A 14,185-nucleotide genomic window follows, 5' to 3' on the forward strand; every position below is an offset into this window, starting at 1 on the left:
GACCCTCGCCCGGCCCGCCGGGGAGGCCCTCGGCGAGCCGGTCGAGGGGTACGAGATCCATCACGGGGTCGCCGAGGTGCTGGGCGGGACACCCTTCCTGGACGGCTGCCGCACCGGCCAGGTCTGGGGCACCCACTGGCACGGTTCGCTGGAGTCGGACGGCTTCCGGCGGGCCTTCCTGCGCGAGGTGGCCGCCGCCTCCGGACGCCGCTTCGTCCCGGCTCCCGGCACGTCCTTCGCCGCGCTGCGCGAGGAGCAGCTCGATCTGCTCGGCGACCTGATCGAACACCACGCGGACACGGACGCGCTCTGGCGGCTCATCGAGTCGGGCGCGCCCGCAGGACTGCCCTTCATCCCACCGGGAGCGCCCGCATGACCACAGTGAGTACGCAATTCCCGTTCACGGCCGTGGTGGGGCAGGAGGACCTGCAACTGGCCCTGCTGCTCAACGCGGTGTCGCCGAGGATCGGCGGCGTTCTCGTGCGGGGTGAGAAGGGCACCGCGAAGAGCACGGCAGTACGGGCCCTGTCGGCGCTGCTGCCCGAGGTGGAGGTGGTCACCGGCTGCCGTTTCTCCTGTGACCCGGCCGCCCCCGACCCGTCCTGCCCGGACGGCCCGCACCCGGCGGAGCCGGCCGGGGCGCGGGCGGCCCGCATGGTGGAGCTGCCGGTCGGGGCGTCCGAGGACCGGCTGGTGGGCGCGCTCGACATCGAGCGGGCGCTCGCGGAGGGCGTCAAGGCGTTCGAGCCCGGACTGCTGGCCGCCGCCAACCGGGGCATCCTCTACGTCGACGAGGTCAACCTGCTGCACGACCACCTGGTGGACGTGCTGCTGGACGCGGCCGCGATGGGCGCCTCGTACGTCGAGCGCGAGGGTGTCTCCGTACGGCATGCCGCGCGGTTCCTGCTCGTCGGGACGATGAACCCCGAAGAGGGCGAACTGCGCCCGCAGTTGCTCGACCGGTTCGGGCTGACCGTCGAAGTGGCCGCCTCGCGGGAGCCGGATCAGCGGGTGGAGGTCGTGCGGCGCCGGCTGGCGTACGACGACGATCCGGCCGGCTTCGCGGCACGGTGGTCCGACGAGGAGGCCGCCGTACGGCAACGGGTGGTCGACGCGCGGGAGTTGCTGCCCAAGGTGCTGCTCGGTGACGGTGCGCTGCGGCAGATAGCGGCGACGTGCTCGGCGTTCGAGGTGGACGGCATGCGGGCCGACATCGTGATGGCGCGCACCGCGACCGCGCTGGCCGCGTGGGCCGGACGTACCGAGGTGGAGGCCGACGACGTGCGGCGGGCGGCGCTGCTGGCGCTGCCGCACCGGCGGCGCCGGAACCCCTTCGACGCGCCCGGTCTGGACGAGGACAAGCTCGACCAGACCCTGGAGGAGTCCTCCGGGGACGACGACCCCGATCCCGGCCCGGACGGGCCCGGCGGAGGCGGGCAGCCGTCGCCGGACGAGGGGCCGCGCGGCGACGACGCCGGGGCGGAGCCGCAGGACGGCAAGGACGACCAGGACGGTGCGGGCGGCGAGGGCGGGGAACCGCGGCCCGCCGGTGCCGGTGCGGGCGAGCAGGCGCCGGCGCGGGCCGCCGAGCCGTTCCGCACCAGGGCGCTGACCGTGCCCGGTATCGGCGCCGGTGCGGCCGGCCGGCGTTCACGGGCCCGTACCGAGCACGGGCGGACCATGGGCGCCCGGCGTCCGCGCGGCGCGCTGACCAAGCTCCATCTGGCGGCGACCGTACGGGCGGCCGCTCCCCATCAGCGGGCGCGCGGCCGGTCGGGGCCGGGGCTGGTGCTGCGCCGGGACGATCTCCGGCAGGCGGCGCGGGAGGGGCGTGAGTCCAACCTGGTGCTGTTCGTGGTGGACGCCTCCGGTTCGATGGCCGCGCGGCAGCGGATGAGCGCGGTGAAGGGCGCCGTGCTGTCGCTGCTGCTGGACGCCTACCAGCGGCGGGACAAGGTCGGCCTGGTGACGTTCCGGGGTGCGGCCGCCGAGGTGGCGCTGCCGCCGACCTCGTCGGTGGACGCGGCGGCGGCCCGGCTGGAGTCGCTGCCGACGGGTGGCCGTACGCCGCTGGCGGCGGGGCTGCTGAAGGCGCACGACGTGCTGCGGGTGGAGCGGCTGCGGGACCCGTCCCGGCGGGCGCTGCTGGTGGTGGTGACGGACGGCCGGGCGACCGGGGGTCCGGAACCGGTGGCTCTGGCGGGGCGTGCGGCGCGGCTGCTCGGGGCGGAGCCGGTGGCCTCGGTGGTGGTGGACTGCGAGTCGGGGCCGGTGCGGCTGGGGCTGGCCGGGCGGCTCGCGGAGGAGCTGGGCGGTACGCCGGTGACACTGGACGAGTTGCGCGCGGACTCGATCGCCGGGCTGGTCAGGGATGTGCGGGGGACGACGACGAGGAGGGCCGCGTAGTGCCGCAGGGACAGCCGAGTGTCATACCGGACGACGGACTGACGACCCGTCAGCGGCGTAACCGTCCGCTGGTGATGGTGCACACCGGGATCGGGAAGGGCAAGTCGACGGCCGCGTTCGGGCTGGCGCTGCGGGCCTGGAACCAGGGGTGGCCCGTCGGGGTGTTCCAGTTCGTCAAGTCCGCGAAGTGGAAGGTCGGCGAGGAGAACGCGCTGCGGGTGCTCGGCGACTCCGGGCAGGGCGGCACCGTGGCCTGGCACAAGATGGGCGAGGGCTGGTCCTGGGTGCAGCGGGACGCCCAGCTCGACAACGAGGAGAAGGCGCGCGAGGGCTGGGAACAGGTCAAGCGGGACCTCGCGGCCGAGACGTACCGGCTCTACGTGCTGGACGAGTTCGCGTACCCGATGCACTGGGGGTGGGTGGACCCGGAGGAGGTCGTCGAGGTGCTGCGGAACCGGCCGGGTACCCAGCACGTGGTGATCACCGGGCGCAACGCCCCGGAGAAGCTGGTGGAGTTCGCGGACCTGGTGACCGACATGTCCAAGGTGAGGCATCCGATGGACGCCGGGCAGAAGGGGCAGAGGGGCATCGAGTGGTGATGTCCGTACCCCGGCTGGTCGTCGCCGCGCCGTCCTCGGGCAGCGGGAAGACCACCGTCGCGACGGGGCTGATGGCCGCGTTCGCCGCGCGGGGGCTCGCCGTGTCCCCGCACAAGGTGGGCCCGGACTACATCGACCCCGGCTACCACGCGCTCGCCACCGGGCGGCCGGGGCGGAACCTGGACGCGTACCTGTGCGGCCCGGAGCTGATCGCCCCGCTGTTCGCGCACGGGGCGCGGGGGTGCGACCTGGCCGTGGTGGAGGGCGTGATGGGCCTGTACGACGGGGCCGCCGGGGAGGGGGAGCTGGCCTCCACGGCCCAGGTCGCGAAGCTGCTGCGGGCGCCGGTGGTGCTGGTCGTGGACGCCTCCGCGCAGTCGCGTTCGGTGGCGGCGCTGGTGCACGGCTTCGCCTCCTTCGACCCGGAGGTGCGGCTCGGGGGCGTGATCCTCAACAAGGTGGGCTCCGACCGGCACGAGGCGATGCTGCGGGACGCGCTGGAGGAGTCGGGGGTACCGGTGCTGGGTGTGCTGCGGCGGGCGCCGCAGGTGGAGACCCCGGCCCGGCACCTGGGCCTGGTGCCGGTGGCGGAGCGCGGGCCGGCCGCCGTGGAGGCGGTGGCGGCGATGGGGGCGCAGGTCGCCCAGGGCTGCGACCTGGAGGCGCTGATGGCGCTGGCGCGGGGCGCGGGTCCGCTGGCGGACTCCCCCTGGACGCCCGCCCCGGCCCGGCCGGACGGCGGTGCCGCCCGGCCCGTCGTGGCCGTCGCCGGCGGTCCCGCCTTCACCTTCTCCTACGCGGAGAACACCGAGCTGCTGGTCGCGGCCGGGGCCGAGGTGGTCACGTTCGACCCGCTGAGGGACGAGCACCTGCCCGAGCGGTGCGCCGGGCTGGTCGTCGGGGGCGGCTTCCCCGAGGTGTACGTGGCCGAGCTGGCCGCCAACGAGGTGCTGCGCAAGGCCGTCGCGGAATTGGCGGCGAGCGGGGCGCCGGTGGCCGCCGAGTGCGCGGGGCTGCTGTATCTGTGCCGCGAGCTGGACGGGGCACCCATGTGCGGGGTGCTGGACGCCTCCGCGCGGATGAGCGGGCGGCTGACGCTCGGGTACCGGGACGCCGTGGCCGTGAGCGACAGCGTGCTGGCCGGGGCGGGGACCAGGATGCGGGGGCACGAGTTCCACCGCACGGTCGTCGAGCCGGGGGCCGGTGCCGGGGCGGCGTGGGGGTTCCGGACGCCTGAGCGGCGGCTGGAGGGGTTCGTGCGGGGCAATGTGCACGCGAGCTATCTGCACACCCACTGGGCGTCCGAGCCGGGGGTGGGCCGCCGGTTCGTGGAGAGGTGCCGGACGCCGTGAGCGGGCGGCCGGCCGGAGCCGGGCGGCGCTCAGCCTCCGGAGAGCCACACGACGAGCCAGATGAACGCGGCTCCCGCCACCGTGGACAGCACGGTCGAGCGCGCCGGGTGGTCGTGGTGGGCCTCGGGGAGGATCTCGGCGGCGGCGAGGTAGAACAGGGCGCCGCCGAAGAGACCGAGGTAGCCGCCGAGCAGGGGTTCGGGGATGTGCACGAACGCGGTCGACAGGGCGCCCAGCACCGGCGCGCAGGCGTCGGCCACCAGCATGGCCACGGCCCGGCGGCGGGCGTTGCCGTACAGGCTGGTGATGGTGAAGGTGTTGAAGCCGTCGGCGAAGTCGTGCGCGATCACGGCGAGGGCGACGGACAGGCCCATGCCGCCGCCGATCTGGAAGGCGGCGCCGATGGCGACGCCGTCCATGAAGCTGTGCCCGACCATCGCGGCCGCCGCCGTGAGGCCCACCTCGGGCGCCCGGTGGCCGTGCTCGCCCGCGCCGTGCGCCGCCTGGCGTCCGGCGAGGAGACGTTCCACCAGATGGGCGAGGAGGAACCCGGCGACGAACAGCACCAGCGCCGCGGGGACACCGAACCACTTGTGCCCGGCCGCCTCCAGCGCCTCGGGGAGCAGATCGAGGCCGGCGACTCCCAGCATCAGGCCGCCCGCCAGGCCCAGGACCAGGTGGCGACGGTCGGTCACCCGCTGTGCCGTCCAGCCGCCGACCAGCGTCATCAGGAACGCGCCGAGCGCGACAAGGACCGCCATGGGTTCTTGCTATCCGATACAGGGCCCCTCACGCACATCCTGGACGGCACGAAACCCGCCGAACCCGGAGATTGTTCCCGCGTGGCACAGCTTCCGGCCCTGGTGGTCGGGGTCGGCGCGGCCAGGGGCGTACCGGCCGACGAGGTGCTGGGGCTGATCTCGGCCGCGCTGGACGAGGCCGGGCTCCCGGCGGACCGGGTGACCCAGCTCGCCACGGTGGACACCAGGGCGGGGGAACCGGGGCTCGTGGCCGCCGCCGGGCGGCTGGGCGTACCGCTGGTGACCTACCCGGCGCGGGAGCTGGCCGCCGTGCCGGTGCCGAACCCCTCCGACGCCCCGCTCGGCGCCGTCGGCACCCCGTCGGTCGCGGAGGCGGCGGCGCTGCGGCACGGGGGCGACCTCCTCGTGCCCAAGCGGAAGTCGGCGGCCGTCCCCGCGAGGGCCACCTGTGCGGTGGTACGCCGGGAGCCGTCCCCGTGAACGCACGCCCCGCGCCCCGAATGATCCTCGGCAAGGAGAAACCGTGACCCACAGCCTCCCGGCCCCGTCTCTCGGGGACGACGACGGACACCGCGGCCGTGCGCACTGAGTCCGGGCCCGATCTCCGCCACCACGGGGACGCCGAGGTCCGCGACGCCGGGGCGGACCTCGTGGACCTCGCCGTCAACGTCCGCGCGGACACGCCCCCGCGCTGGCTGCGCGAGGAGATCGCCGCCTCGCTGTCCCGTCTCGCGGCCTACCCGGACGGGCGGGACGCGCGGGCGGCGGTGGCGGAGCGCCACGGGCTGCCGGTGGAGCGGGTGCTGCTGACGGCGGGCGCGGCGGAGGCGTTCGTCCTGCTGGCCCGCGCGCTTCGGGTACGGCGGCCGGTGGTGGTGCATCCGCAGTTCACCGAGCCGGAGGCGGCGCTGCGGGACGCGGGGCACGCGGTGGAGCGGGTGCTGCTGAGCGCGCGGGACGGGTTCCGGCTGGACCCGGCGGCGGTGCCCGGGGACGCCGACCTGGTCATCGTCGGCAACCCGACCAACCCCACCTCCGTGCTCCACCCGGCCGAGACGCTCACCCGACTGGCCCGCCCCGGGCGGACGTTGGTCGTGGACGAGGCGTTCATGGACGCGGTGCCGGGTGAGCGGGAGGCGCTGGCCGGGCGGACGGACGTGCCGGGCCTGGTCGTGCTGCGCAGCCTCACCAAGACCTGGGGCCTGGCCGGTCTCCGGGTCGGCTACGTCCTCGCGCCCCCGGACACGGTCACCGCCCTGGAGCGCGCCCAGCCCCTGTGGCCGGTGTCCACCCCGGCCCTGGCCGCGACCCGGGCCTGCGTGGCACCCCGCGCCCTCGCGGAGGCGGCGCACGCGGCCCGTCGCACGGCCGCCGACCGTGCCCATCTCCTCACCGGCCTGGCCAGGTTGGCGGCCCACGGCGTCCGGGTGACCGGGCCGGCCGAAGCCCCCTTCGTCCTCCTGGAGATACCGGACGCCCAGCGTGTACGCCACCGGCTGCGCGAGCTGGGCTACGCGGTCCGCCGCGGCGACACCTTCCCCGGCCTGGGCCCGGACTGGCTCCGGGTGGCGGTCCGGGACCGGGTGACGATGGCGGGGTTCGTCGGCGCGCTGGGCACGGCGCTGACTCAGGAGGGCTGAGGTCCCGCCGGCCACGGCCGCAGCTTCTCCGGATTGCGGACCACCCAGATCCGCGCGACGCGGCCGGCGTCGACGTCGAAGGCCGCGACGGTGACCACGGTGCCGTCGCGGCGGGCCACCAGGCCGGGCAGGCCGTTGACCGAGCGTTCCAGGAGTTCGAGGCCGGGAGCCCGGTCGGCGATGGCGGCCATGTACCGGGCGATGCGCGGGCCGCCCTCGACCGGGCGCAGGACGGTGCCGGCCATGCCGCCGCCGTCAGCCGTCATCACGGCGGCCGGGTCGAGGAGGCCGACGAGGGCGGCGATATCCCGGCTCTCCCACGCCTTCCTCACCTGCCCCACCACGTCGGCCCGCACCGGCGCCGGGGCCGGCGCGGCGCTCACCCGCCGCCGCGCGGACGCCGCCAGTTGCTTGCAGGCCGCCGGGGTCCGGCCGAGCACCTCCGCAATCTCCGCGAACGGGTACCGGAAGACGTCGTGCAGCACGAACGCCACCCGCTCGGCGGGCGTCATCGATTCCAGGACGACCAGGAACGCCATCGCCACCGACTCGTCCCGCACGATCTGGTCGGCGGGGTCGGCATGGGCAGCGTCACCCCACTCGGCGCGGTCGGGCAGCGGCTCGGGCAGCCAGGCGCCGACGTAACGCTCCCGGCGGGTCCGCGCCGAGCCGAGCCGGTCCAGGCAGATCCGGCCGGTCACCGTCGTCAGCCAGGCACCGGGCGACAGGATCTCCGCCCGCCGGGCGTCCGACAGCCCGTACCAGCGGGCGTACGCGTCCTGCACGGCGTCCTCGGCCTCGGTCAGAGAACCGAGCAACCGGTAGGCCACGTTCAGCAGTTGGCGCCACTCGACCCCGCCCTCGACAGTCCCCATGCTTTCGGCCGCCCCCTCCGCCTTACCTTTCGCGGGCCCGCGTCGTCGGACTGGTGAGACCTTATCGAGCTGCTGCCCGGCGGGCGGAAAAGGGGACCGTGACATGGCTAGTCAGGAGACGACCACGACAAAGACGCGGCGCGACGGCTCCACGTTCCTCCGCATCGCCATAGCCCTGCAGACGCTGACCATCTTCCTCCAGGCCGTCTCCGCCGGCCTGCTGCTCACCACGTCCTACGGCGAGACGCTGCACGGCATCGGCGCCCGCGTGATGTACGGGGCGTCGATGCTGTACGTGCTCGCGGCGGTGCTGGCGTGGAAGCCGGGCGGCGGCTCCAGCCGGCCGGTATGGCACGCCTCGGGCTTCCTCGTCCTGGCCTCGGTCCAGGTCGTGCTCGGCATCGCGCACGTGCCGTCGGTCCATCTCCCGCTGGGCGTGCTGATGTTCGGGCTGAGCATGCTGGCGCTGGTCCGGCGGTGAGGCCCCGGCCAGGTCACGTCACGTCAGCCCCGGCGCCTGCGGGCCGGGGTCCCCGCACCCCCGCCCAGCAGGAGCAGGGCCAGTGCGCCGCACGCGATGTAACGGGGTGGCCGAACTGCCTCCCGTCTCGGCGAGGTTGCCCCGCGTGCCCTGGGGTTCGGCCTAGGGCACGGGGGTCGCGGCGGGCGGCTCCGGCGCGAGCGCGGCGGACTCGAGCGCGGCGGACTCAGGGGCCACACCCGGAGTCGTCCCCTCCGCCCCCGCCGGAGTCTCGCAGCTCCCCCGGCCGGCGTCACCGTGCCCGTCACCCCGGCCACGTCCAGCCGCGGCGGGTGCGCCAACACCTTGAGCCGGAGCGCCGTCGCCGCCGCCGTGCCGGAGGCGGGCCGGTGTGCGGCGAGGTCGAAGCGGACCTCGCCGACGCAGGGGACCCGTACTTCGGTCGGGCCGCCCGCCGGGACGGTGGTGCGCCTGCCGAGCAGTCGACTGGGCACGCTCGTTCGCCCCCCCCTCTGCACCTACTGCACGACCATCCCGTTCAGCACCACCCGGCGCGGCGCCGCGAGCACCCGTACGTCGGCGCGCGGGTCGGACTCGTAGACCACCAGGTCGGCCGGGGCGCCCTCGTCCAGGCCGGGGCGGCCCAGCCAGGCGCGGGCGGCCCAGCTGGCGGCGGCCAGCGCCTCGACCGGCGGGATGCCGGCCGTGACCAGTTCCGCCACCTCGGCCGCGACAAGCCCGTGCGGCAGCGAGCCGCCCGCGTCGGTGCCGGCGTACACCGGGATGCCCGCGTCGTAGGCGTCGCGCACGGTGTCGTAGCGCCGCTCGTGGAGGCGTCGCATATGTGCCGACCAGCGGGGGTACCTGTTCTCGCCGCCTGCCGCCAGGTCCGGGAAGGTGGCGATGTTGACCAGGGTCGGCACGATGGCGACCCCGCGTTCCGCGAACAGCGGGATCAGGCCGGGGGTGAGGCCGGTGGCGTGCTCGACGCAGTCGATGCCCGCCTCCACCAGGTCGCGCAGCGAACTCTCGGCGAAGCAGTGCGCGGTGACCCGCGCGCCCAGCCGGTGCGCCTCCGCGATCCCCGCCTCGACCGCCTCGCGCGGCCAGCAGGGGGCGAGGTCACCGGCGTCCCGGTCGATCCAGTCGCCGACCAGCTTGACCCAGCCGTCCCCGCGCCGCGCCTCCTGCCCGACGTAGGCGACCAGGTCGGCGGGCTCGATCTCATGGGCGTAGCCCCGGATGTAGCGCCGGGTGCGGGCGATGTGCCGGCCGGCGCGGATGATCTTCGGGAGGTCGTCCCGGTCGTCCACCCAGCGGGTGTCGGAGGGCGAACCGGCGTCCCGGATCAGCAGGGCGCCGGCCTCGCGGTCGGTGCGGGCCTGCTTCTCGGCGGTGTCCGTGTCGACCGGGCCGTGCGCGCCGAGGCCGACATGGCAGTGGGCGTCGACCAGGCCGGGCAGCGCCCAGCCCTCGACGGTGCGTACGTCACCGGCGCCGGCGGGGCGGTCGTAGGTGACGCGGCCGCCGACCACCCACAGTTCGTCGCGGACGTCGTCGGGCCCGGCCAGGACCCGCCCCTTCACGTGCAGCACCGCGTGATCGCTCATGCATCGCACCTTAGTGAGGCGGCCCCGGCCGCTGAAGCCCCGGCCGCTCCCCGGCCCTGCCGGGCACGTCCGCCACCCCGGCCCTGCCGGGCATGTCCGCCACCCCGGCCATCGCCGGGTCCAGGACGCGGGAGAGGAAGTTGCGGGTCCGCTCGTTCCGGGGGTTGCCGATGACCTCCTTGGGGATGCCCTGCTCGACGACGACCCCGCCGTCCATGAAGACGACCCGGTCCGCGACCTCGCGGGCGAAGGTCATCTCATGGGTGACGACCATCATGGTCATGCCCTCCTCGGCGAGCCCCCGCATCACCGCGAGGACGTCACCGACCAGCTCGGGGTCGGGCGCGGAGGTCGGCTCGTCGAAGAGCATCACCTCGGGGCCCATGGCGAGCGAGCGGGCGATGGCCACGCGCTGCTGGCCGCCGGCACACGGGGCCGGTGCTGAAGGAGGATGTTCATGGGGGGAATCTCCGGGTCCGTGGGGGGAACCGTAGGTTCCGATTATAAGGAGAAGCTTGGGTCTCTCAAATCAACTGATGGGTGAGCGGCCGTCCAGCCTGAGATGTCGGTGGTCAAAGCGGACTGAGGCCGCCCGTTACCCTCGTCACCGTCGGCCGGTGGCCGGCCCCGTGGACCTCGTGAGCGAAGAAGGCACCCGACGTGACACATCCCCTCCTCGACCTGCCCCCGCTGACCGCCGCGCGGTTCGCCGCCATCGAGGACCGGGTGGCCCGGCTGCTGGACACCCGGCAGGACGTGCTGATCACCCAGGGCGAGGCGCTGCTGCCGCTGGAGGGCGCGATCCGCGCGGCCGCCGGTCCGGGCACGGTCGCGCTGAACGTGATCACCGGCCCGTACGGCCAGACCTTCGGCGACTGGCTGCGGGACTCCGGCGCGACCGTGCACGACCTCGCGGTGCCCTTCGACTCCGCGGCCGGCGCCGGCCAGGTCCGGGCGGCGTTCGCCGAGCACCCGGAGATCGACTTCGTCTCCCTGGTGCATGCGGAGGCGGCCACCGGCAACACCAACCCGGTCGCGGAGATCGGCGAGGCGGTACGGGAGCAGGGCGCCCTCTTCTACCTGGACGCGGTCGCCTCGGTCGGCGCCGAGCCGGTGCTGCCGGACGCGTGGGGTGTGGACCTGTGTGTGATCGGCGCCCAGAAGGCGATGGGCGGGCCCGCCGGGGTGTCCGCGATCTCGGTGAGCGAGCGGGCCTGGGCGCGGATGGCCGCCAACCCGGAAGCCCCGCGGCGCTCCTACCTCTCCCTGCTGGACTGGAAGGAGCGCTGGATCGACGGCGGCCGCAAGGCGCTGCCGCACGCCCCGGCCCAGCTGGAGATGCTGGCGCTGGACGCCTGCCTGGAGCGGATCGAGGCGGACGGCCTGGACACGGTGACGGCCCGGCACCGCGACCTCGCGCGGGCGACGCGGGCCGGGGCGGTCGCCCTGGGCGGCGGCCTCCGGCCGTTCGTGCGCGAGGAGCGGGACGCGGCACCGGTGGCGACCACGCTGCGGGTGCCGCCGGGCACGGTGGCCTCGGAGCTGGTGGCCATGGCGGTGGAGAGCGACCCGGCACTGCCGCTGGCCGCCGGGGGCGGGGCGCTGGCCGCGGAGATGATCCGGGTGAACCACTACGGGACCGACGCCACCCAGCTGGTGGTGCGCCGCGCGCTCGTGGCGCTGGGCGCGGCGATGGCCCGCCAGGGACTGACCGTGGACCTGGAGGCGGCCCTGCTGGCGATGGACGAGATCGTGCTCTGATCCCCGGCACCGGAAGTGCGGCCCGCACGACTTGGCGCGGGCCGTTTTCTCGTCCTCATCGTGTTCGACGGTGTGGAGAACACGGCGGTGGAGCCGCTCGCGGCGCCGGTGCGCAGGCCGGAGTCCATCGGGGCGCGGGACTGCACCCCGGTGCGGTGGCGCGCCTCACCCCCCGGTCACCGGGCCGGTGCAACTACGTGGGGGACGGCAGCCACCGGCCCGGTCAGGTCCGCACTCAGCCGGAGAGCGCGTCCAGCAGGCGGTCCACGTCCGCCTCGGTGTTGTAGAGGTGGAAGGCCGCGCGCAGGTTGCCCGCGCGGTCGGACACCTCGATGCCGGCGCGGCCGAGGCCGGGCTGCCGTGAGCCCAGCCCGGGTACCGAGACGATCGCCGATCCCGGCGCGGGCAGCGCCTCGTGGCCGAGTGCGGTGAGGCCGGCCCGGTAGCGGTCGGCCAGGGCGGTGTCGTGGGCGTGGATCGCGGGCAGGCCCAGCTCCTCGATCAGTTCCAGGGAGCGGCGCAGCGCGGGGTAGCTGAACAGGGCGGGGCTGAGGTCGAACCGCCGCGCGGAGTGGGCGAGTTCGGTGACGGGGCCGTAGCAGCTGTCCCAGGGCCGCTCGCCCGCGACCCAGCCGGCCAGCAGGGGGGTGAGCCCGCCGAAGTCCTCGGGCAGGACGAGGAAGGCGACGCCGTGCGGGCCGAGCAGCCACTTGTAGGACACCGACGCGGTGAAGTCCCACTCCCCCGCGTCCATCGGCAGCCACCCAGCCGCCTGGGAGAAGTCCACGTAGGTACGTGCCCCGTGGGTACGGGCGGCCTCGCGCAGCGCGGGCAGGTCGGCCACCCTGCCGTCGGCGGACTGCGCGGCGCTCACGGCGACGAGCGCGGTGCCGGGGCGGACGGACTCGGCGACGCGCTCCACCGGCACCGCGCGCACCTTGAGGTCGCCCCGGGTGTGGAACGGGTTGGGTACGGAGGCGAAGTCGTCCTCGGCGGTGAGGACTTCGGCGCCCGGGGGCAGCGAGGCGGCGATCACCCCGCCGTGCGCGGCGACCGAGGCGCCCAGCGCGACCCGCTCGACGGGGACCCGGGCGAGCCGGGCGAACGCGGCCCGGCACACCTCGACATCCTCCCAGAGCGCGGTCAGCGGCTGCCCCTGCGCCCGCAGCAGCGCCGCCTCGTGCAGGGCGGTGACGGCGCGGGCGGGCAGCAGGCCGTTGCTGGCGGTGTTGAGGAAGGTGCCGACCGGGGCGAACTCGGCGCGGACGAGGCTCTCGAACGTCTCCGTGGTCTCCATGACTCCACTGTGCGGCGCCCGGAAGCCGTCGTCCATCACGCGTCTCTACAGGGTGGTTCCAAGCAACCCTTATGCGTCAGCCCTGGGCGGGCACCGCGCAGCCGTCCGGGCCGCAGGTGCCGGCGTCGTCCCCGGCGACCGTCCTGAGCGGGGAGCGGTCGCCCCACGCCTGGGCGAGGGCCTGGGTGAAGACCTCGGCGGGCTGGGCGCCGGAGACGCCGTAGGTGCGGTCGAGGACGAAGAAGGGGACGCCGTTCGCGCCGAGCTGGGCGGCCTCGCGCTCGTCGGCACGGACCTCGTCGGCGTAGGCGGTGGGGTCGGCGAGGACCGCACGGGCGGCGCCGGCGTCCAGGCCGGCTTCGGCGGCCAGCTCCACCAGGTGGTCGTCGCCGCCGGTGAACACCGAGTGCTCGTCGGCGAAGTTGGCCCGGTACAGCCGGTCGAGCAGCGCCTCCTGCCTGCCCTGCTCCTTGGCGAAGTGCAGCAGGCGGTGCAGGTCGAAGGTGCTGCCGTGGTCGCGGCCACGGGCGCGGTAGTCCAGGCCCTCGGCGGCGGCCTGGGCGCCGAGGTTGTCCTCGCCGGCCTCGGCCTGGGCCGCGCTCATGCCGTACTTGCGGGTCAGCATGGTGATCACCGGCTCCACGTCACCCTTGGCCCGGCCGGGGTCCAGCTCGAAGGAGCGGTGCACGACCTCGACCTCGTCCCGGTGCGGGAACGCGGCGAGCGCCTTCTCGAAGCGTGCCTTGCCGACGTAGCACCAGGGGCAGGCGATGTCGCTCCAGATCTCGACGCGCATCTTCAGGTCTCTCTCCCGCTCGTACCGGACGGGGGCTCTCTCCGTCCGGTTGCGTGAACGTTCAAGCAGCCGGGTTCATTCCCCGGGCGGGGTCCAGCGCAGGAACAGATGATGGTCGTCCTCTGCGGGCGGGTTCTCCGGGTCGGGGACCCAGCCCTGGCGGGTGTAGAACGCCTGGGCGCGCCGGTTGTCCACATGCACGTCCAGCACGGCGGCCCGCCTGCCGTCGGCGAGCCACCGCTCCACGCAGGCGGCGTGCAGGGCGCTGCCGAGGCCCGCGCGCCAGTGGTCCGGCGAGACATGGAACTGGTACAGCTTCACCGTGTCCGCGGACCCGCCCTCCGGCGTCCGGAAGGAGGCGACGGCGACGATCTCCCCGTCCCGCACCCCGCACAGCACCTGCCCGTCGGGGCGCTCGACGGAGCCCCGCCAGGCGTCGGTCCAGTCGAAGTCCGCCGGCGGCAGCCCGTCCGGGTAGTACGTCGCACGGGCCCGCGCGTGCACCGCGGCGATGGCCTCGGCCTCCTGCGGCTCGGCGGGCCGGATCACCAGGGCGCCTGCTGTCTCCTCACTGATCACGCGGTTCAGGACGTACGGGGCGACGCTG

General features: G+C 75.0%; 12 protein-coding genes and 4 pseudogenes. 9 read left to right on the forward strand and 7 right to left on the reverse strand.

Annotation, left to right across the window (positions count from 1 at the left end):
• The 4 genes and pseudogenes from ACFWN1_RS00005 to ACFWN1_RS00020 form a co-directional block, all read left to right on the forward strand.
• Window positions 1-376: pseudogene (locus ACFWN1_RS00005) on the forward strand (cobyric acid synthase); the annotation flags it as partial.
• A gap of 5 nt (window positions 377-381) precedes the next feature.
• Entirely contained in the window at window positions 382-2,406 is a 2,025-nt protein-coding gene (locus ACFWN1_RS00010) for a putative cobaltochelatase (RefSeq protein WP_384356587.1), read from the forward strand.
• Complete coding sequence (cobO, locus tag ACFWN1_RS00015) at window positions 2,406-3,005, forward strand: cob(I)yrinic acid a,c-diamide adenosyltransferase (protein ID WP_384356285.1); 600 nt, start codon at window positions 2,406-2,408, stop codon at window positions 3,003-3,005. The genes ACFWN1_RS00010 and cobO overlap by 1 nt, the downstream gene beginning before the upstream one ends.
• Window positions 3,005-4,357 (forward strand): cobyrinate a,c-diamide synthase, encoded by a 1,353-nt coding sequence (locus tag ACFWN1_RS00020; RefSeq protein ID WP_384356288.1) that lies wholly within the window; start codon window positions 3,005-3,007, stop codon window positions 4,355-4,357. The genes cobO and ACFWN1_RS00020 overlap by 1 nt, the downstream gene beginning before the upstream one ends.
• Window positions 4,358-4,386: 29 nt before the next feature.
• On the opposite strand, the gene ACFWN1_RS00025 is transcribed toward ACFWN1_RS00020, so the two are convergent.
• Window positions 4,387-5,118, reverse strand: a complete 732-nt coding sequence (locus ACFWN1_RS00025) for a ZIP family metal transporter (protein ID WP_384356291.1) — start codon at window positions 5,116-5,118, stop codon at window positions 4,387-4,389.
• Window positions 5,119-5,208: 90 nt separating this feature from the next.
• Between ACFWN1_RS00025 and ACFWN1_RS00030 the strand changes: the two are divergent.
• Together ACFWN1_RS00030 and cobC are read left to right on the forward strand one after the other, a co-directional pair.
• Window positions 5,209-5,583: pseudogene (locus tag ACFWN1_RS00030) on the forward strand (cobalamin biosynthesis protein); the annotation flags it as partial.
• Window positions 5,584-5,696: 113 nt separating this feature from the next.
• Entirely contained in the window at window positions 5,697-6,758 is a 1,062-nt protein-coding gene (gene cobC / locus ACFWN1_RS00035) for an Rv2231c family pyridoxal phosphate-dependent protein CobC (protein WP_384356293.1), read from the forward strand.
• Here the strand turns inward: cobC and sigJ are convergent.
• Window positions 6,746-7,633 carry an RNA polymerase sigma factor SigJ gene (sigJ, locus tag ACFWN1_RS00040; RefSeq protein WP_384356296.1) on the reverse strand — a complete coding sequence of 296 codons (888 nt, stop codon included), beginning with the start codon at window positions 7,631-7,633 and terminating at the stop codon, window positions 6,746-6,748. The genes cobC and sigJ overlap by 13 nt on opposite strands.
• A 103-nt stretch (window positions 7,634-7,736) precedes the next feature.
• On the opposite strand from sigJ, the gene ACFWN1_RS00045 reads away from it, so the two are divergent.
• On the forward strand, window positions 7,737-8,114 hold the full coding sequence (locus ACFWN1_RS00045; protein ID WP_384356299.1) for a hypothetical protein: 378 nt from the start codon (window positions 7,737-7,739) through the stop codon (window positions 8,112-8,114).
• A 518-nt stretch (window positions 8,115-8,632) separates the two neighbouring features.
• On the opposite strand, the gene ACFWN1_RS00050 is transcribed toward ACFWN1_RS00045, so the two are convergent.
• Both ACFWN1_RS00050 and ACFWN1_RS00055 read right to left on the reverse strand, forming a co-directional pair.
• A complete protein-coding gene (locus tag ACFWN1_RS00050; RefSeq protein WP_384356302.1) occupies window positions 8,633-9,724 on the reverse strand; it encodes an amidohydrolase family protein in 1,092 nt (363 codons plus the stop codon).
• 10 nt (window positions 9,725-9,734) lie between these two features.
• Window positions 9,735-10,163, reverse strand: a pseudogene (locus ACFWN1_RS00055) (amino acid ABC transporter ATP-binding protein); the annotation flags it as partial.
• 221 nt (window positions 10,164-10,384) lie between these two features.
• On the opposite strand from ACFWN1_RS00055, the gene ACFWN1_RS00060 reads away from it, so the two are divergent.
• Together ACFWN1_RS00060 and ACFWN1_RS00065 are read left to right on the forward strand one after the other, a co-directional pair.
• Entirely contained in the window at window positions 10,385-11,485 is a 1,101-nt protein-coding gene (locus ACFWN1_RS00060; RefSeq protein WP_384356305.1) for a pyridoxal-phosphate-dependent aminotransferase family protein, read from the forward strand.
• 51 nt (window positions 11,486-11,536) lie between these two features.
• Window positions 11,537-11,641 (forward strand): annotated as a pseudogene (locus ACFWN1_RS00065) (ectoine hydroxylase); the annotation flags it as partial.
• A gap of 79 nt (window positions 11,642-11,720) precedes the next feature.
• Here ACFWN1_RS00065 and ACFWN1_RS00070 read toward each other — a convergent pair.
• The 3 genes from ACFWN1_RS00070 to ACFWN1_RS00080 all read right to left on the reverse strand — a co-directional run bounded on the left by ACFWN1_RS00070 (window position 11,721) and on the right by ACFWN1_RS00080 (window position 14,157).
• A complete protein-coding gene (locus ACFWN1_RS00070) occupies window positions 11,721-12,782 on the reverse strand; it encodes an aminotransferase class V-fold PLP-dependent enzyme (RefSeq protein ID WP_384356308.1) in 1,062 nt (353 codons plus the stop codon).
• Between the two features lie 76 nt (window positions 12,783-12,858).
• Entirely contained in the window at window positions 12,859-13,578 is a 720-nt protein-coding gene (locus tag ACFWN1_RS00075) for a DsbA family oxidoreductase (RefSeq protein ID WP_384356311.1), read from the reverse strand.
• A 75-nt stretch (window positions 13,579-13,653) separates the two neighbouring features.
• A complete protein-coding gene (locus tag ACFWN1_RS00080) occupies window positions 13,654-14,157 on the reverse strand; it encodes a GNAT family N-acetyltransferase (protein ID WP_384356314.1) in 504 nt (167 codons plus the stop codon).
• Between the last annotated feature and the right edge of the window lie 28 nt (window positions 14,158-14,185).

Source organism: Streptomyces sp. NPDC058459 (assembly GCF_042721685.1).
Taxonomy (GTDB): Bacteria; Actinomycetota; Actinomycetes; order Streptomycetales; family Streptomycetaceae; genus Streptomyces.